This is a genomic window from Pseudomonas sp. B424, from assembly GCF_055408345.1.
In genome coordinates this window covers 1-18,227 of sequence record NZ_JBUZTL010000035.1, presented here as the reverse complement: position 1 = coordinate 18,227, position 18,227 = coordinate 1, and the positions used below count along the sequence as shown (strand labels likewise).

Below are 18,227 nucleotides of genomic sequence, written 5' to 3'. Positions count from 1 at the left end.
CTTTTCTCGCGTGCGAGAAATTCAATTGATGATCTGTACGAAAGATGGCTCGACTTGCGCTTGCCCTTGGCCGGATGCCAGCGCAGCGGCTGGTTTGGGATCAGCGAAGCGTTGGAACTGTTCAACCGGCGCAGCATCGCCAGTGTCCAGCGCAACTTGAATCCTTGACTGCTCAGGGCTCGCCGGTTGCATCGCAGCCTGTTGAGCGGGTTGCGGTGCCTGGCCGTTTTCGTCGGTCACAATCACCCATGGGTCACTATGTTTTGACGAAGCTGTACGAGCGCGCACAGGCGTTTTTCGTGCCCCTGGTGATGCAACCGCTACGGGTATCGCCTCATCGCCTGCAGTGGCCTCCACAGCAGGCACAATCGGATCAGCACTCGAAGGATTCAGGGCACCGACCACAACTTTCTGCACGTAGGACAGATCACCCTCTTTGTCCGGGCGATAACCACGTACAGGGTTCCCGCTGTAGTACATCGAGAGCGAGTCGCGCAGGGCTTCTTGTGGGTTCGGATTCGCGGTCAGGGCTTTGGTGTAGTTCTTGACCATCAGCTCGCTAATCGCCTGCAGGTTGCGGCACGGCTCAAACGCTTGGGCGTAGCTCAGGCCGAGAGCCCGCATGTTCGTCACCAGGAGCTGGCCAATACCGACCGAGAAACGGAAGCCTTCGCGCTCCAACCGTTCGGCGGTGGCCACCGCTTCACGCAACGACTTGGGCTGACGCTCCAATCGGCCATCGACAACCCCAATAGCGTAAGGGTTGTAGGTCGATTCATTGCCGATCAATGACTTTAGGGTCTGCGGATGCACGGTAGGCGCGCACTTAACGGCCAGCTCAGAGAACGGCACCGGGGCTTGTTCATCGGCCCAGGCCTGGCCGAGAGTGCAGGCCAGTGCCAACAGCGTTACCGCGAACTTAGGCAGCTTTTGCATATTGAACCTCCGAGATGTAGCGACGGCCATCAAAGCCGTACTCCCACTGAATGACGACATCGATCAGTTGCCGCGAGTATTCGATCAGTTGCGACTTGTTCATTTCGGCGCCGCCACGCGCAGCCATAGACGCCAGGCGGTCGAACATCATTTCCGGCGAGTCCGAGTGAATCGAGGAAAGTGAACCGCTGTGACCGGTGTTCAACAGCTCCAAAAACGGGAAGGCTTCGCCGCCGCGGATCTCGCCCATGATTGCCCGGTCGGGGGTCAGTCGAAGAATCGACTCAAGCAGGTCAAACGGTGTGACCTTGGCGCGACCTTGACCGCCACGTGAATAGATCAGGTGAACCACGTTCTTGTTGGGTGTGCGGATCTCGCGGGTGTCTTCAATGGTGACGAGACGTTCATGCGGATCAATGTGCTCCAGCATCCCGTTGAGCCAGGTGGTTTTACCCGCGTTGGTCCCGGCTGAAATCATGATGTTCTTGCGGGCTTTCATGATCCCGATGAAGAACTCTTTCCAGCGCTTAGCGCGATACAGCGCTATCAGGTGATCGTCGGAATAATCGCTGTGCAACCGAGGCTCGTTGATATGCTCGAAAGCCCCGGTGTCCTGGTATTCGTCCAGGGTGATTTGCTTGATACCGGGCTTACGGATACAGACGATGCCGCCAATGTGCTGTTCGACCGCAGGCGCCAAGACAACCTGCACGCGGTAATCGCCGCGCTGGTTGTCTGGCACACCCTCGGCGAGATTGATCGGAATACGGCCCGACAGAATCGGCGTATACGAGTCAACCTGTTGCCCGGTATGAGCGGCAATCACCTCACCGAGCGAGGTAATTAATCCAGTTGTTACCCCCTCGATCTGCACCGGCTTCATGAACCGACTGCCGTGATAACCGGCCCAGACGTTGCCAGGGCCGTTGATCGCAATTTCGGTCACTTCTGGATCGTCCAGCAGCGTGACCAGGTTTTTCAGTTTGGCGCGGAACGATGCAATCTCAGACATACCGCTTCCTCACTGGATGAAGGTGACGCCGCCACTCTTGGCGTGCTCGATCTCGGCCTCGAATTGCGAGGTGAAATCCAAATCGCGCTGCAGGTAGATCACCACACGCGAGCCATGGGGCACGGTCAAAGTTGGTTGGATACTGGCGTAGCGACCCAGGATCGTTTGGGCCGACTCAGACGCGGCTTCCTGTACTTCCGTGCGATAGCGTGACGCCGAGTTTTCCTGATCGCCGGACGACACTCCGGTATTCGAGGCACCGGCGCCGATGATCGAAACCGCTGCAGCAACACCGAAGATTTGCCCCCAATGGTTATCGACTACGCCACCTTGACCAGCGGTGCCCAACTGGTCAGAGCCCGCGCTATTGATCGCGATCTCCATTGCTGGGCGTCCAGGCAGGTTCGGCGTACGTAACCAATTCCAGATGGTGAACAACCGTTCTTGACCAGGGCGAAGACTGGCGTTGTAGCTGCCGCAAACCGTCGAGCCCCACGGAATCAGAACCCGACGACCGACAGCCGCGTAAACGTCCTGCTGAATGTCTACGCAGATCTGCCCCGGCAACTGACTTTGGGCGCGGGGCTGCAACACAGCCTCGATAACAGCACCCTGCAGAACCTTGTACTCCAGGTTTTCCATCTTGCGTACCTTGGATACCGTAACCCCATCGGTGAACGTCGAGGATGCGTAAGCGCTATTGGCATTTGACGGGACAGGAGCGTTTCTATCGCTCCCCACGCCCAAGGATCCAGACCCACCCTTCTGACCCTCAGCTTCATCCGTGAAGCCCTCGTCTTTCGCAGTGGCGATGATGGCCGAGCGTTGACGTGCGGCCTGCATCTTCTGTTCTTCAAGCTCACGCTGCAGCTCAATGGCCTGGCGACGCTTCTCGGCTTCGCTCATACCAGTTTGATTTTGACGGTCTACCACAGTGCGCGGCGTGTCAGCGGGTGCAGTGCTGCCGTCATTGCTGACAGGAGCGACCTGCGCCGCTTGACGCTTGAGGGTTGGATCCTGCACACGGCGCGGCTGTGCGGCGGTGATCGCGTCATTACCAACGCTGTTCCCGGCTACAGGTTCATCACTGTGTTTTAACCAGTAGACAAACCCACAAAGCGCAACCGCCGTGAGCGCCACAGCGACACCGGCAGCCTTGTTTGAGCCGGGCTTCGCTTTGAGCATCGAGTTCGACTGTGATTCGTTCCACTCACGAAGTTCGTCCTCGCGAGTTTTCTCCGGAACGGGTTTGTTGTCGTCATTGTTCATGCTTAAGCCCCTCCGCCATCACGAGCGCCTCGAGTAACGGTGCGCTTATATGGGTTGGCCAGGTTCTCCACGCAGACATGGGCGTTGCCGTCACGCAGGACAAACATACTGTCCAGGCGCTCTACGACCACGTAATCACCCTCACGGCGTTTGTTGACCATGGCCTCAGTTCCATCGGGCAACACGCGGTAGAACTGCGGCATGTCAGCCCCTTTCTTGAGCAGGAACTTGGTGAACTGGCCATCATCCATGACCGACTGCAAACCAATGGAGTCCTTGTCACCTGCATAGCCGTAGTTGATGTTCGGGGAGCCTGGCGTGCCGGTGCTGACCACAGGCGGGGGCTCATGGCTCTTGACCTCAGTGAAAGAGGACACGCGGCTGCTTGGGTAAATGAAGCGAATCAGGTACGACTGGCCGGTGTTTTTCTTGGAGCTACCCAGCTGGAAATAGTAAGTACGCTTGCTGGTGATCACGGTCAGGTTGGTGTCCGCGTTTTCCTCGACCGGCTTGAGGAACAGACGATTGCGGAACGGGATGGTTTGCCAGGCGATGGTGTCGCCCAAGGCAACCACTTTCACCATTTCATCCGCTTCAAATTCGAGGGATGTTTGATAGTTATAAGTGCCCACCAGTTCGTAGACTTGGTTCGGGTCATAAGTAACTTGTTTAACCCGTTTATCGGTCAAGAGCGGGGTTGGCAACTTAGCGGCGTGTGCAAAACCACCAAAAAAACACAAACTCAGGGCGATAGCGGTCGGCAAAATGCAATGTTGCTTCATGATTTTAGTTTCCTTGAATTGAGTGAATTACCGGCGGCTCAGTTCTTCACTTTTTCGATAAAGAGTAATCACAGTACCGAGCGGGTTAACCCAGCGATCACCGAGCTGACGCGGTACAAGTGTGTTCGCTATTTTCAGATTCGCTGTGTAGTTCGTTGGTACGGGATCAGCTTTCCCTGCTTGATGAAAGTTTGACGTGAATGAAATTTGATAAATGTCACCTACTTTATTGATGCTGTACGCCTCGGCTTCAATCCACTCCTTTTCACCCAGCAATGCGTAGGGGTTTCTTGGATTATCTGGATTGATTTCCTGCTCGTACTGGCGCGCAACCTCCGGCGTTGTGTACAGGTGGCAGGTGTCAGAAAGTGACTGCCTTCTGCGTGGATCAAAGGTGTTGCACGCATTCACGAAGGCGTACAGGTCTGACTCGATCAAGGCTTGTTCTGCCGACACATTTTCCTTGTCAATGACGCGCATTTTCAGGACTTCACCGTCTGCGCCGATGGTGGCTACCACGGGAATTACAGTGTGCAGATCCGACAGGACATAGACCGCACAAGCCAAAGCAACAATGGAAATCGCCTGAGCACCATTGAGGAACAGGGAGCGATTGCGTTCCTGTTTGACCTTCTGCTGCTCTCGCAATGAATTGCGGCGCACGGCCTCATCATTCTTGAATGTCTTGTCCATTACATTTTCACTCCCAAAGTTCTAACAGCCATCATCACCAGCGACGACCCCCCTACAGTTGCACCAGAGGACAACGCAGCGGCCCAACCGCGAACTTGCAACATGCAGATAATCAAGACTCCTTCCACGATCAATAATGTGCCGTACTGTTGAGCCGTCATTAGGGCTGCGTCACTGATAGTAGCGGTTTGCGCAACTTCGTTAATGGCGTCTCCGAAGACAGAATAGCCGAATCGGATAATGGCGATGGACAGAATGTAGATAAGCGAGAAGTTCAACATCTTGCTTAGCCAATTCATTCCCCAACCCCGTGTTTGTGGAAAGAAGAAAAACGCGACCAAGATCGGCAGAATCGACATGCTGATAGCTGCACCAAACTTAGCAATCAGCATGTTCAAGATCGCGACCACGAACAGAATGCAGTTAATAACGAATAAGCCGTAGCCCATCATGATCATTGCAAACTGCCGCCAACTGACGTTCATCAGAACGCTGGCTACTTTCCCGACATTCACATACAAGGCGTCGAGCATCGACGTCGAATTGACACCCCCGCTCATGATTTTCGCGGCAATGGATTCTGTGAAACCGCCCCATGCCTGGTAGAACACAAGCCCTCCCGTAGACCAATTCAGCGTCAGGAACACCATGGCAGTGAGGAACATCCTTTGCGCCAGATCCCAATACTTGATGGCTTGGCCGTTGTAGATCGTGAACCCGAGCACTGCCCAGTAAGCAACGGCAATCAGGTACACGGCTGGGGAAACCAGTTCCGCCAAGTCAGGAAACACCTGGGCGACGAAGCTGGTAGTCAATTCGTCAGTGGCACCGATTAAGCCCTCAAGGGTCAGCTGCGCCATGGGTTCGATGCTCCGTACACACCCTGGAAGTGGGAGAGCACTTCGGGGTCGCGGAAGTCACTGGCACTCAACTGCACACCGGTTTGTGCCTTGATCTCCCTGGAAGTCTGTTCGATGCAGCCTTGAACCAGCGAACCGCCGTACGACGACGACTTCATGTAGATCTCAGCAAAGCAAGTGCCGGGGAACCAGTTGCCAACGTCGCGTTTTGATGCGCTCAACAGAGGGTTTTTCCCGACGCTGATCGGTGCTGTTGGATTGCCTGGTTCAGCAGGTTCCGTCGAGAAGTACGAAGCGGTATTGATGTAAACCACGCTACCGACAACGACCACGGCAACGACTACCGAAAGGACGTGATGTAGTTTGAATTTAAGCATTGCTGCGCTCCTGGTCTGCTGTGACAAACGGGGTGAACTGGCAAGCGCAAGGCGACTTATCAATCTTGCCGGTGTTGGTGACACAGCCCGAGGCCGCACTGACCACCACGGCCAGCAGCACCACTTTCCAGAGCTTGAACACCACCCACAGCGGGAGCCAGATCGGGAGGGTGACGCCTTTGAAGATGAAGACGATTGCTTTCATGCGGTTACTCCTTTTCTCGCACGCGAGAATTACTGATCTTTCCACTTGAAGAATTTTTCGTTGTCCGACGTAGCCTGGTTCTCAGCGTTGTTCAAGTTCGCTTGCAGGTTCATGTTCAACGCTGACAGCTTCGATTGAGCCGAGGACAACATGCCGTTTTCAGCGGCAATACGGTTTTGCAGGTCTGCGGCGTCTTTGGCATTGGCGGTGTGATCGACTTGCGCCGAGAGCGTGGCCAAGTTGTTCAGGTGGACTTGCACCTCGCTGTACAGCGCGTCACCACCAGACATTGCAGCGCGAACAGAGTCAGAACTGAGCTGATAATTCTGAGCCCGTTGGCCCTGCGGGTTGTTGAACAGTTCCTGCGGCAACGTGTTGATCAGTTGTTCGTAATACGACTGCTTGCTGCCATAAGCGCCCGAGCTTTGACGGGAAACGACTTCCTGCCATGAACCTGGCACGACCGAGGCCGAGTTGATCGCGTCATTCAGACCGATAGCGCCGCGACCGTACGAGCCTTTGAGGCTGTCCAGGGTTCGGCTTTGCGTCTCGTAGGAGTGTTTCAACGTGTCAAATTGATCTTTCAACACGAGGTATTGCTGGGCCAACGCAGCCCAGGTGCCAGCGTCACCAGTTGGAACACCCGTTGCGTGTGCTTGGCCGCTGATAGCCATAACCACCGCCGTAGCGAGGCACAGCTTTTTGATAGTCGTCATCATTTGACCGCCTTCAAGTTGTGAGTGTTTTTGGCTTTGGCTTCGGCCATGAAGACCGGAACCCATTGCTCTGGATCGTCAGTGCCCAGGCGCTTGATAATCGACTCCATCAGAGCCACACCAACATCGTTCGAGGACAGCACGGGGATGAAGTCGGACAGATCGGCCTTCGGATCCTCTGAGGTCAGATCGAATACAACCTTGATCGACTCTTTGCCGCGACGGATAAGGAACTTGCGAGAGCCCTGGCCGATTTCGCGGATCCACTTACGTTCAGCGACGGTCAGGTTTTGATGATCTTCATCAGTGGCCGCGTCGTTCGACAGATAGATCTTGGTGGCACTCTGTTTGTCGATTGAGTCGGTTTCACTGCGGAAATACTTGGCATCAGGCGTGACAAAGATAATCAGGCCGTTTTTGCGACGGATCTGCATGATGAAGTTGTCGATTCGCTTCTTCCAATACTCGTTCTTCACCAGGTTTTGCCCTTCCTCCAGTACCAGGATGAAAGGCGTGCCATCCATTGCTTGCTCGATGCGATGCAGTGGGTAGCTCAACACGACCGGAAGTTCTGGCCGCGCCTCACCGCCCTTGAGCAGTTCCATCATTTCAAAGCAGTAGTGCCGCGACGTGCTCAGGTCGATGGAGTCATTCACGTTGTCGAAGACACCGGCATTCGCGCCAGTGACACCCTTGGCGCCGTGCCAGATGGCCATAACATCGGCCAGCTCGCCCTGGCCATACGTCCACACGACATTGCGGAACCGGCGATCCTCGAACGGCAGGCTGTAGTTTTCGTCCACCAGAGCCTTGAAACGCTTGATGTCATCAGCAGACGTAGGGGTTGATGCGTAGCACTGACGCATCAGCACTTGCAGATCCACCAGAAACGCACGGTTTTCAGCCGTATCGGGCAGCTTGAAGGGGTTCCAGTTCATGCCGCTATGAGGGGAAAGCGTGGTATGCACACCGCCCATAGCTTTCATGAACACCTTTGCGCCGTAGCGGTTATCGAACCAGAATACTCGTGGCTCGGCTTTGTCGGCCTCACTGACCATCAGAGAAATAACGGTGGTCTTACCCGAACCCGTATCAGCGGCAATTGCCGTGTGCCCTGCAACCATCCCTTCCAGTTCGCGATGGAAGTTGAAGTTGTAGGAAGTCCCGCTCTCAGTTTCAAAAGCGGTAATGGCTGGCCCCCACAAGTTGCCATCCCGACGCCCCTTGGCGAAGTTGTGCAACGAAGCAAACCCCGCGAAGTTGGTCGATTTGATCTTGCCGCGACGACCAATCAGGTTCTGTGCTTGGCCTGGCAGCTGCGACCAGTAGAAGGTTTCCAGGCCCATCCACTCGCGTACCGATTTGACGTTCAGGTCAACAAAGCAGTTTTCCACCAGGCCCACGGCTTTATCGAGTTCGCTAGCGTTCTGCTTACGGTTCGCTTCCGAGTCCATAGGCAACGACGGCACATGCACAAAGATGGTCAGGTGGTGCAGACCGTTGACAGCATCACCACGGCGCAACGCCCGAATCCCCTCAGTCAGTTCCTTGCTGTCATCGTCGGCGATGCCGTGAGTGTCCGAGACAGTCAGGCGCCGTTGTTCTTGCGTCATCGCCGATTCAGCTTCGATTCGGTTAGAGAAGAAGAACGATTGCGTGATGATGTATTCCACCGGCTGCTGCAGGAACTTGTTCATCATCCGCGATGGAGTTCTGCGCGGCCATTCAGCCATGCTCAACATCGCGCCGATACGCGAACTGGTGCTGCCACGTACTTCGCACATGGTTGCCAACACACGAAAGTTAAGGCGAGCGTATGGCAACATTTCGCAGAGCTTCTGATCGCTCAGGGGGATCTTGCGATCCTCAAGGTTGATCAGGTAGTTGAAGAACGTACTGAGTTCGGAGAATTCCTCTCCCAGGAAGTCATACACGACCTCAGAAGGGTATTGCTGGTGATCGCCGTTGTGCTCTTTGAAATCCGCCCAGCTCCAACGGAAACGACGCACCGCGTCATAAGCCCGGTCACGGTCGATCATCTTTGAATCGGTTTTAGGGTGCCGCTGCACTTTCAGGCGAGTCGCACCGTACTCGGACAGTCCACCCAGCAGCAGATTCGCAGCCTTGTACAGATCCTCAGCCATGTCGTCATAGGATTCAGCATCCTGCTTAGTCGGGCTGGTCCCTGTAATCAGCGCAATGCCTCGATCCATCAGCCCTGGTACACCAGACCGGAAACGGTTGCGTACCAGCGAGATATAGATCTCGTTGACGTAGAACCCTTTGTGTTGATAACGGCCACGCCAAGCAGCGTTGAGTTGCTTGGAGAACCAGGTGCCGCCCTCGCCTTCAGGGAAATCAAAGACCTTACGGCGGATGGTATGCACGTACAGGCCCAAGTTACTGAATGCGACGGTACGTAGCAGCGTGTTACGGCGAACTTCAAACTGTTTAACCTGTTCTTCGGTCAGCGAATCAAAGAGCAAGCCATCAATTTTGATAACTTGGACTAACGCGCTTTCTTTGGTCATTACCGTCTGATCATCGTAGTGATAGTCATACGGCACCATTGCGCTGACTTCCAACTCCAGCAGATCCTCTTCGGATCCTGCTGGCTGTTGAACGCCTAGCGACAAGTCAAGATTGCGCGTCAATTTCCTAAGCGCTTTATCAACGAGGCGCATAACTCCGATACCCCCACAAGTTCATATTCCGAGAGGCCCGTAAACGAAATGCAGATTGCAAGACACCAAATAAATAAACGTCTTTGCTGCAAATGTAATACGAAATTCCAAACAGAAGTGGTATTGCCCCAACCGGCCATAACGAGCGAATTACCAATGCTGTTATTAGCGGTCCAAAGATGCTGATAAGAATGCTCGATAGCGTGAAGGCGCCGACCATAGATGGTCGAGCCATCGCTAAGACAAGCACCTCACCCTCATCGGGTGCGTGCTCGACCGCACTCATTGCAGTGAGGTTGCAGCGCCGGATTTGATCTCGGCGACGATGTTCGGTGCGAAGAACACCAGGAACACACCGGCGACAGTCCAACCGAAGGTGGACCACTCGACACGGCCCGACTTAGCCCGGAAGCCCTGCACCACAATGGCCAGGATGCCCAGGTAGTAACCGATATCGAAGATGAGGAAGCTAACAATGTCTTTCAGCAGGTTCTTGACCGAACTGAAGTCCATCGCCGCGTTGGCAAATTCAGGGAGAAGGCTCAGGGAGAACAGCGACCCGATGACGACGATCTTTTCTGCCTTGGCAGTCCAGTCTTTGCGCATCAGGGCCGCATGGTTCATTCCGTGTTTCGGGGTGACGATATTGCGAAGGGTTGTTACCGTGTTGCTTTGTTGAAGCTTGGTTACCCAGGATTGTTTGTTAATGGTTTCTGACTTACGGAAATTCGATTTTCCTGTTTCGAGTTGCATACCGTTGCCTCTTCATAGTCATGACGGGGAATCCCCGTACGTTATGGTTATTGCTTTGTGCGGATTGTTAGGACAGGTCTCTTTTATAAAGTCGATAGCAGTATCGGCATTTTTAAAAAGTCTGGTCTTCCCTAACGCTGTAACAACCGAAAACACTTGCCCTGTTGACGGACTTTCGATGATGAGTTCCCACTTCCGAACATTATCCAAGTACCGCTCTTGTAGATGAACTCGGTAATCCGGTTGGGCGTTGGTGAAAACCACCAGGTCTTTTTTATCTAGGGATTGCATCATGTCCTCTGAATAGCTCAGCGCTAAAAACAGAGGGGATACTGTAGCCCCTGACATTTTTCTTCTAGATCCCACCTCGCATTTTCTTCCTCTTTAGCGTTTTGTTTAACGTTTTATGCATTTCGTTACTCAATATATTCTTTTCATTTTATGAAATCAACATTTCATGTTGCGTTTTTTGGATTCCGAAAAGGATGGGGACGAACGAATGCCCCAGGAATAAACCTGCGTACTGATGGGTAGCGATAAGTGATTGAGACATAAGGCGTTTCACGATCTATCCCTTGAGGCCTGGCGGCTTCATGTCGTGTATGAGGTAAGGCAAGAGGGCATAGCCTTCCACGCGGGTGTGACAGCAGGGATGGGATTTTTCTCAACTATTTGAAAAAAAGCTGATGACCGGTATTGAGCTGAGTTGAACGAATGTTCGACGTGAGGAGGGGCAAAGGTCGCGAAGTCGAGCAGCCGTGAAATGAATTCTCGCGTGCGAGAACGCGACGCGGTGTCGTGTATTTATCGCATGCGAGAAAAATACAAAGTAAACCCTATTTTGGGGTTGACCAAAGGGTTTACCATATGCAAACTTGAATCACGGTCCACTATCGGACAAGTCGGAGATCATGATGAAGATCACAACTGTAGCGAATCAAAAGGGCGGCGTAGGGAAGACCACCCTAGAGATTCACCTGGCAGCATGCGCGGCAGAGGATGGTAAGCGTGTCCTGGTCGTAGACCTTGATGAAGGCGACCTATCGCAGTTTTTTCCCCAAACAGAGGATGGCGATAATACGCCTTATCTAATGTCCAGCCAGTTGTTCAATGGCGAGCATGAAGGGCGTCAGCCACGCCAGGTCGGTCCCAACATCTGGTTGATCGAAGCTGACGTAGCACTGCTCGACGTGGACGATATGGATCTAGACGTAATCCACGCTCTACGGCCTGCACTGGAACGATTTTCTGACGATTTTGATCTCTGCATGATCGACACCCCACCGAACTTGCAACGTCGCATGGTTGCGGCCCTGACGGCCTCCCATGCCGTGGTGGCCCCGTTCAATATCAGCGCCTTTACCCTTGCTCGACTCCCAAAATTGATGAACACCATCGAAACTGTGCAAGACAGGTACAACCCTGATCTGCGCTTTTTGGGCTATTTGCCGAACTTGGTGAACAGCCGTTCGCCCGAGGAAATAGACGCCCTCCCCGGACTTCGCGAGAGCTACGGTGATGCCATGTTCGCGGAGCAGATCATCTACCGGCCTTGTATCAACAAATCGCTGGCCGCTGGTAATCCGGTCTGGTGGAAGGCCCGCAGCGGCAGTCAGCGTGAAGCGGGCCGGGAAATGAAACGGGCTTGTAAGGCCGTTCTCGATAAAGTTTGGGCTGAATGAGGGCCATGTCATGACAACGAAGAAACCCAACGCATTCGGGGGTGCAGTCAAAAAGCTTTCTGACTTTCAGAAGCAAAAAACGGCAGTTCTGGAAGGTGAACGCATCATCAAGGTCAACCCCGACGAGGTTGAGTGCAAGCCGCAAATCCGAGGCAAGGACAACCCAGGCTTCACACAAGAATCTCTGATTGAACTGGGCGACGACATTGAACAGAACGGACAGGCAGAGGCTGCCGTCCTACGGCCCCACCCAAACCCTGGAAGCGGGTTCAAATACCTAATGGTCGCGGGTGAGCGACGGTTGCGGTCTTGCGCACTCAAAGGCCTTTTGCTTGAAGCAGTAGTGCGCGACCTCACAGACGCCCAGGCCAAACGGATTCAACGTTCTGAGAATGTCCAACGCGAAGGACTTCTGCAAATCGAAATAGCCCTGTCCCTGAAAGCCGACAAGGAAGAATTAGGCACCCTGCAGGCAGTTGCTGCCGAATGGAAAAAGAGCATCAGTTGGGTGGCTGAACGCTTGTCCTATCTGGATGCCATCGAAGCCGGGGGAGCTACCAGCACAGCAGTACAGAACGGAATAACCGCTGACGTATCAGTGGTAAACGACCTAGCGCGCCTTGAACGTCTCGACCCCGCTGCAGCCGCCAATGTGGTACAGCGTGCCGAAGCTGATCCTGACCTGAACGTTCGCAACGAAGTACGCACGGAACTCAAAACAACCAAGGCGCTCAGGATAGGCGGGGGCAAAGCCAAACCCAAGACACCAGGCAAAGCGACAGAACTCGATTTGTTGAAAGAACAGGTTGCCCTCCTGACTGAGCAGGTAAATACCTTGAAGTCTGAAAAGGTGTATCTCTCTGAGGAACTGGAGAAAGCACGGCAACAAATCGCCGACCAGTGGAAGCCTGCAGAATGACTACCCGCCTCACTGACCAGGATCTACGAATACCACCCGAAGACTTCGAGCGTATCCGCAGTAACTCAAAGATGCATAGCCGCAGCCTTGACGTGGCTTTTGAAATCCTCGTTGAGGGCAAAAAGCTTGTAGCAGTGGCCAATGCTCACGGACTGACGAAACAGCGCGCTTTAGCCATAAGGGACAAAATCTACTCAGCCTATCTACTCCAGGCTCCCGAAGGCTGGAGCTATGCGCAGATCTGCGCCCCCGAGGAAATGATCAATCGTTTCGTCAAAGAGGCCGACACGGAGCGATTGAGGTATTGGCAGAGTAAATCCACAACAAAGAAGGACAAGGACGCATGATTCGGTAAAGCGACTATCGAGCAATCTCAAAACTGCTGAAACCGCTATCGGGGATGGCAGCACAGAAGCTTGAGCATTGACTGTGGGACTGTTTCTTTAGGGCATACATGAATTGAGACAGTCAGAGGCAAACCGGGCAGGGCTTTACTTAGATTAGTGATACGTTCAATTTGATACACTCTTAAATGAACACTCAAAATGATACGAAGGAGTAGAGCCCGTCATGTTCATCCGTTCTTACCTGCGAGCATCGACCATCGAGCAGGACGCTAACCGAGCCAATGACGCGTTGGAACAATTTGCAGCTGACCATGGCCAGGTTGTTGCCAGTACATACACAGAAAATGCCAGCGGCACCGAAGCGAACAGGCCAGAACTTCTTCGCTTGCTCAAGGATGCGCGCAAAGGCGACGTGCTCCTGGTTGAAAGCATCGACCGGCTGTCACGGATGGAAGATTCTGATTGGCGGATGCTCAAAACGACCATCGACTCAAAAGGACTTCGCATCGTCGCGCTGGATCTGCCCACCAGTCACCTGGCGTTAAGAGTCACCCAAGGCGACGAGTTCACCAGTCGCATGCTTGGAGCAATCAATAACATGATGATCGAAATGATGGCGGCTATTGCTCGTAAGGACTATCAACAACGCCGCGAACGGCAAGCCCAGGGAATCGCCAAAGCCAAAAGCTCCGGGGCGTATAAGGGCCGCCCCATTGATTCCGATCTGCACAAGCGTGTACGTGAACTGCTTGCTGCAAATTTGGGGATTAGAGCAACTGCCCGTCACGCTGGTTGTTCAACCACGACCGTTCTCAAAATCCGTGACCAGGTTCAACAGCTCAGTTAATTGAGCCGGTCGGAAGTGACTGACTAGCGGAGGCGAAGCCGTAGTCTGTCAGGCGCTTACGAGTGGCCGCCGCCGGCAGGCGACTTTGACTTATCAACCCCAAGGTTAACAGCGTGGCAGAGGACGACAGTTAGAGATCATAAGAGGCAGGACTTCTGACCCCTTGATTTACGGGGCCTCCAGAGCAGTAGATAGCTCAGCCTATGAGCGAACCTTCGGTCATCATCTGTGAACCAACCTCGCTCATAGACCGTGATCTAACCTAGCTCACGTTATGAGCTACCCCTCGCTCATCGGTGTTCGATAGCAAACATCCTTGAGCTACCCGTAGCTCACAACATGAGCTACCCCTAGCTCATTTTTTGCGCGATATCCGACAAGTCTGTCAGATAGCGAACAAATTTGATCTACCAATAGAGCACAGCGTGAGCTACCCTTCGCTCATTCTTGCTCGCTATCTGACAAGTTTGAGAGATAGCAAACATCACTTTTGGACGATCTGACAGGAGGGTCGATGTCTGAGGAAATCCGCAATCTACACCAACCCGCGCCACGCGGGACTTGGGTTCAGACAGAGCGTGCTGGACACGAAGCATGGGCGCAACTGATTGCGCACGCTCCACGTGCGGCCCAGCTGCTGCACATACTCGTGGCCAACATGGATAAGAGCGGTGCCCTGATTGCCAGCCAAGCTACTTTGGCCAAGCTGATGGAAACTTCTACAGCAACGACAAAGCGAGCGTTGTCGGTACTGATCGAGCAGGCTTGGATTCAGACAATCCGGCTGGGGAGTGATCGAGGCGGAGCGCTGGCCTACGTGGTGAACAGCAGGATCGCTTGGGCGGATAGCCGCGAAAATATCCGCTTCGCACGGTTCAATGCGCGTGTGCTTGTGTCGTCCGAAGATCAAAGTGACCTGGGCAGCGGCAAACTGTTGAAAGCACCGGTCATGGCACCAGGTGATTTGCAGTTGCCAGCTGGTGATGGTCTGGCCCCGCCAGTTCAAGAAACGTTCGAAAGCATGCTGCCAGACTTGCCGTCGATCTCCGACAATTCAGAAGCCTGAAACGACGAAACCCGCAGCACGGCTGTTGGCGCTGATTGAAAACTGACCCACCCTGCCGATTGAAAATTGACCCAGGACGGATTGCTGATTTCTGTCCCAGCAATTGTGGATAAGCTTAGCAGCAGTGGGCCGATTCAAGACGCATCAACCCCCACCGCATGTAGGCATGCAGCAGGGTATTTATGGTGCGGATCAAAATGGCTCATCGTCCTCGACATCATCTCCGTCCTTGCGCTTTCGTTCCCGTGACTTGATCTTTGTCTGGGCGGCCAAGGTGCTGTGTTGTAGGCGGTAGGACTCGTTGCCCGTTTCGACGATGTGGCAGTGATGTGTCAGCCGATCCAACAACGCGGTGGTCATCTTGGCGTCGCCAAACACACTCGACCATTCCGAGAAGCTTAGGTTGGTGGTGATGACCACGCTGGTGTGTTCGTACAGTTTGGACAGCAGGTGAAATAACAGGGCACCGCCGCTTTGGCTAAAGGGCAAATATCCCAGCTCATCCAGTATCACCAGGTCTGTGCGAAGCAGTCCCTGGGCGATTCGCCCTGCCTTGCCATCGTACTTCTCACGCTCCAGCAGATTCACCAGATCCACCGTGGAAAAGAAGCGCACGCGTTTGTTGTGGGCCGTGATTCCGGATACAGCCAAGGCACTGGCCAGGTGTGTTTTCCCGGTTCCAGGGCCGCCAATGAACACGACATTCTGCGCCGTTTCAGTGAACGCTAAGCTGGATAGATCGCTGACCAGCCGGGCATCAGCGCTGGAAGCGCTGAAGTCAAAGCCAGCTAAGTCACGGTGCATGGGGAGTTTTGCCATGTTCATCTGATGATTCACCGAGCGCACCGCGCGATCCGCATGTTCCTGCTGAAGCAGATGTTCCAGCAGCCATTTCGATGAAGCCGTCGACGCTGTTCCTTGAGAGACCAGTTCTTCCCAAGCACTGGCCATGCCGTGCAGGCGAAGTTCTTTGAGTTCAGTCATTAGGTCACGCATTGCGATTCTCCTCATCGGTCGCACGGAGCCGGTCGTAGCGTGCTGTATTGGCAACAGGCGCGACCTTGAGTTGCAGGCTGGTTTCTACACTGGGAGGTAGTGCGGTGGAGGTCAGGCGGGCAAGGACATTGAGGATGTGATCGGCGCTCAGACTTCCCGATTCAAGTACCAGCTCCACCGCCACCAGCACAGGTTCGAGCCCCGCAATTGGCACAGCAGCCAGTACCTGCATCATGATTCGATCACCGTTGGTGTGACGCCTCAGTCCTCGTTTGAGAAGCCGTAACGGTTTTGGCAGATCAGCAAATGGCGCACCGTTGCGCAATGCACCAGGCTTGCGTTCGATGAGTGGGATGTAGTGCTGCCAGTCAAAACTGACCTGATCTCGATCAAAGAGGCGCTCGTGACTGGCGATCACCGTTTCGTCAGCAATGACCACGATCCGCGAAGGGTACAAACGGCTACTGACCCACTGGCCGACGCGCTCACATGGCACTGAATAGCGATTTCGCGCCACGCTGATCAGGCAGGTGCTGGAGACCCGCACGGTACGCTCGACGTAGCCATCAAATGCCGTCGGCATTGGCATCATTTCGACCTGCTCCAGCTCTAAGACCTCGGCCACCGTCAGCCCGTTGTACTGCGGATGCACCAGTTCGCTCCAGAGCGACCGACAACGTTGGCCGAGCCAGACATTCAGTTCCTCGAAGGTGTGAAACATACAGTTTTGAGCATCGAGCCAGATTCGCCTCCGGCTGTCCTGAACGTTCTTTTCGACGATGCCTTTTTCCCAGCCAGAGGCCACGTTGCAGAAGTCCGGATCGAACAGATAGTGCGCGCACATCACGGAAAACCGGGCGTTGACCGTGCGCCCTTTGCCTTTGTTGACCTTGTCGACAGCCGTTTTCATGTTGTCGTAGATGCCGCGACGCGGCACACCACCCAACGCTCCAAACGAACGGGTGTGGGCATCAAACAGCATCTCGTGGCCTTGGCTGGGGTACGCAACTAACCAGAATGCGCGGCTGGCACACAGCTTCATGTGGGAGACCTGGATACGTCGAAAAAGACCACCGATCAGCAGACCTTCTTCGCTCCAGTCAAATTGAAAGGCCTCACCGAGCGCAAACGTCAGCGGTACAAAAGCGCGTAAAGACTTGCCTTGCTCGCCTCGCCAAGAGCGCACAAACGCCGTGAGCTGGCTGTAACCGCCGTCATAACCCTCGGCTTTGATCTGCTCAAAAAGTGCTTTGGCGCTCCTGCGGTTGTGTTTTGGCCGGAACGAATCGGCCTTGAGCGCCTGCTCCAGGGTCTCGTGAAAAGGGCTGAGCTTATTGAAGGTTGCGCACCGTTGGTACGCTGGCTGAATGGCTTCGGGCGCTCTGACCCATTTTCGGATGGTGTTTCTCGACAGCCCGGTACGCTTGGCTATCTGATGCAGCGAGAGCTTGTCGCGGAAGTACATCCGCCGGATTTTTCCCAACATTTCCATGCTGATCACCCTGTGTTCTCCTGCTCGAAAAGTGAGCAGAAGCAGTTGAACACCTGGGTCAGTTTTCAGTCGGCAGAAGAGCCTCTACTGGGTCAGTTTTCGGTCAGCGGCAACAGTAGGGGTAATGCCGAGATAAAGGGAAATTCACTCATTTTGCTCGGTAATTACTGGTCAAAATTGAAAACTCCAGAGGCAACGCCAACTGTAGGGTCGGATTAGCCGAGATCTTGGCCAGCCTTCAGGAAAACTTATAAGTTACACGATCCCTTATAAATCAATTACTTGCATTGTAAATGCCCTATTTTTTGCCTTATCTCGGCATGACCCCTTATTCGCACTGGCAGGGGGGACTTCAACCGAAGTCACCAGTGTCAGATAATGGTTGCAGCTGAGAACCATGGCTTAGCGTACCAACATCTCAGTGCTCTGTGATTTCCCTTTATTTCGCATGACCCGTTAGTCACGCCTTATGGCATAATGCCATTATTGCTTATGGAGACTCATCTTGCGCTCGAACCTGCCTGTCACAACCGTTGAACAAATATTTCCAGTCCAGCAGCGATTGATCTCTGCTACGGATACGAATGGGAA

The 18,227-nt window shown here is 54.0% G+C and carries 19 protein-coding genes; 5 read left to right on the top strand and 14 right to left on the bottom strand.

What is annotated here, in order from left to right; all coding sequences use genetic code 11:
* Positions 1-21: 21 nt before the first annotated feature.
* The 12 genes from ACZRMS_RS24265 to ACZRMS_RS24210 are packed head-to-tail and all read right to left on the bottom strand — an operon-like array spanning position 22 to position 10,287.
* Positions 22-936 (bottom strand): lytic transglycosylase domain-containing protein, encoded by a 915-nt coding sequence (locus ACZRMS_RS24265; protein ID WP_048377555.1) that lies wholly within the window; start codon positions 934-936, stop codon positions 22-24.
* Positions 920-1,948, bottom strand: a complete 1,029-nt coding sequence (gene virB11, locus ACZRMS_RS24260; protein ID WP_048377556.1) for a P-type DNA transfer ATPase VirB11 — start codon at positions 1,946-1,948, stop codon at positions 920-922. Before virB11 ends, ACZRMS_RS24265 begins: the two co-directional genes overlap by 17 nt.
* 9 nt (positions 1,949-1,957) lie before the next feature.
* Complete coding sequence (locus tag ACZRMS_RS24255; protein ID WP_048377557.1) at positions 1,958-3,217, bottom strand: TrbI/VirB10 family protein; 1,260 nt, start codon at positions 3,215-3,217, stop codon at positions 1,958-1,960.
* 2 nt (positions 3,218-3,219) lie between these two features.
* Entirely contained in the window at positions 3,220-3,999 is a 780-nt protein-coding gene (locus ACZRMS_RS24250; protein ID WP_053070063.1) for a TrbG/VirB9 family P-type conjugative transfer protein, read from the bottom strand.
* A 27-nt stretch (positions 4,000-4,026) separates the two neighbouring features.
* On the bottom strand, positions 4,027-4,692 hold the full coding sequence (locus ACZRMS_RS24245; protein WP_048377558.1) for a VirB8 family type IV secretion system protein: 666 nt from the start codon (positions 4,690-4,692) through the stop codon (positions 4,027-4,029).
* The gene (locus tag ACZRMS_RS24240) at positions 4,692-5,552 is read right to left on the bottom strand and encodes a TrbL/VirB6 family protein (RefSeq protein ID WP_048377559.1); all 861 of its coding nucleotides are present in this window, start codon (positions 5,550-5,552) and stop codon (positions 4,692-4,694) included. Before ACZRMS_RS24240 ends, ACZRMS_RS24245 begins: the two co-directional genes overlap by 1 nt.
* On the bottom strand, positions 5,540-5,929 hold the full coding sequence (locus ACZRMS_RS24235) for a hypothetical protein (protein ID WP_048377560.1): 390 nt from the start codon (positions 5,927-5,929) through the stop codon (positions 5,540-5,542). Before ACZRMS_RS24235 ends, ACZRMS_RS24240 begins: the two co-directional genes overlap by 13 nt.
* Positions 5,922-6,134 (bottom strand): hypothetical protein, encoded by a 213-nt coding sequence (locus ACZRMS_RS24230; RefSeq protein WP_048377561.1) that lies wholly within the window; start codon positions 6,132-6,134, stop codon positions 5,922-5,924. Before ACZRMS_RS24230 ends, ACZRMS_RS24235 begins: the two co-directional genes overlap by 8 nt.
* A 29-nt stretch (positions 6,135-6,163) precedes the next feature.
* Positions 6,164-6,850, bottom strand: coding sequence for a TrbJ/VirB5 family protein (locus ACZRMS_RS24225; protein ID WP_095003316.1), 687 nt, complete (start codon positions 6,848-6,850; stop codon positions 6,164-6,166).
* On the bottom strand, positions 6,850-9,504 hold the full coding sequence (locus ACZRMS_RS24220; protein ID WP_238938553.1) for a VirB4 family type IV secretion/conjugal transfer ATPase: 2,655 nt from the start codon (positions 9,502-9,504) through the stop codon (positions 6,850-6,852). Before ACZRMS_RS24220 ends, ACZRMS_RS24225 begins: the two co-directional genes overlap by 1 nt.
* A 16-nt stretch (positions 9,505-9,520) precedes the next feature.
* Positions 9,521-9,820, bottom strand: coding sequence for a VirB3 family type IV secretion system protein (locus ACZRMS_RS24215; RefSeq protein ID WP_463997391.1), 300 nt, complete (start codon positions 9,818-9,820; stop codon positions 9,521-9,523).
* Positions 9,817-10,287 (bottom strand): TrbC/VirB2 family protein, encoded by a 471-nt coding sequence (locus ACZRMS_RS24210; RefSeq protein ID WP_053070065.1) that lies wholly within the window; start codon positions 10,285-10,287, stop codon positions 9,817-9,819. Before ACZRMS_RS24210 ends, ACZRMS_RS24215 begins: the two co-directional genes overlap by 4 nt.
* Before the next feature lie 914 nt (positions 10,288-11,201).
* Here ACZRMS_RS24210 and ACZRMS_RS24205 point away from each other — a divergent pair.
* The 5 genes from ACZRMS_RS24205 (at position 11,202) to ACZRMS_RS24185 (ending at position 15,148) form a co-directional block, all read left to right on the top strand.
* Positions 11,202-11,969, top strand: coding sequence for a ParA family protein (locus ACZRMS_RS24205; protein ID WP_048377563.1), 768 nt, complete (start codon positions 11,202-11,204; stop codon positions 11,967-11,969).
* 10 nt (positions 11,970-11,979) lie between these two features.
* Complete coding sequence (locus ACZRMS_RS24200) at positions 11,980-12,888, top strand: ParB/RepB/Spo0J family partition protein (protein ID WP_048377564.1); 909 nt, start codon at positions 11,980-11,982, stop codon at positions 12,886-12,888.
* Positions 12,885-13,235: a TrfB-related DNA-binding protein gene (locus ACZRMS_RS24195; RefSeq protein WP_048377565.1), complete on the top strand. Its 351-nt coding sequence runs from the start codon at positions 12,885-12,887 to the stop codon at positions 13,233-13,235. Before ACZRMS_RS24200 ends, ACZRMS_RS24195 begins: the two co-directional genes overlap by 4 nt.
* Positions 13,236-13,458: 223 nt before the next feature.
* Positions 13,459-14,082, top strand: a complete 624-nt coding sequence (locus ACZRMS_RS24190; RefSeq protein WP_048377566.1) for a recombinase family protein — start codon at positions 13,459-13,461, stop codon at positions 14,080-14,082.
* A 514-nt stretch (positions 14,083-14,596) separates the two neighbouring features.
* Entirely contained in the window at positions 14,597-15,148 is a 552-nt protein-coding gene (locus ACZRMS_RS24185) for a helix-turn-helix domain-containing protein (protein WP_032901689.1), read from the top strand.
* 192 nt (positions 15,149-15,340) lie between these two features.
* Here ACZRMS_RS24185 and istB read toward each other — a convergent pair whose 3' ends face one another.
* Together istB and istA are read right to left on the bottom strand one after the other, a co-directional pair.
* Positions 15,341-16,144, bottom strand: a complete 804-nt coding sequence (gene istB / locus ACZRMS_RS24180; protein ID WP_029241171.1) for an IS21-like element ISPsy20 family helper ATPase IstB — start codon at positions 16,142-16,144, stop codon at positions 15,341-15,343.
* On the bottom strand, positions 16,137-17,636 hold the full coding sequence (gene istA, locus ACZRMS_RS24175) for an IS21 family transposase (protein WP_102619021.1): 1,500 nt from the start codon (positions 17,634-17,636) through the stop codon (positions 16,137-16,139). Before istA ends, istB begins: the two co-directional genes overlap by 8 nt.
* Positions 17,637-18,227: the final 591 nt, after the last annotated feature.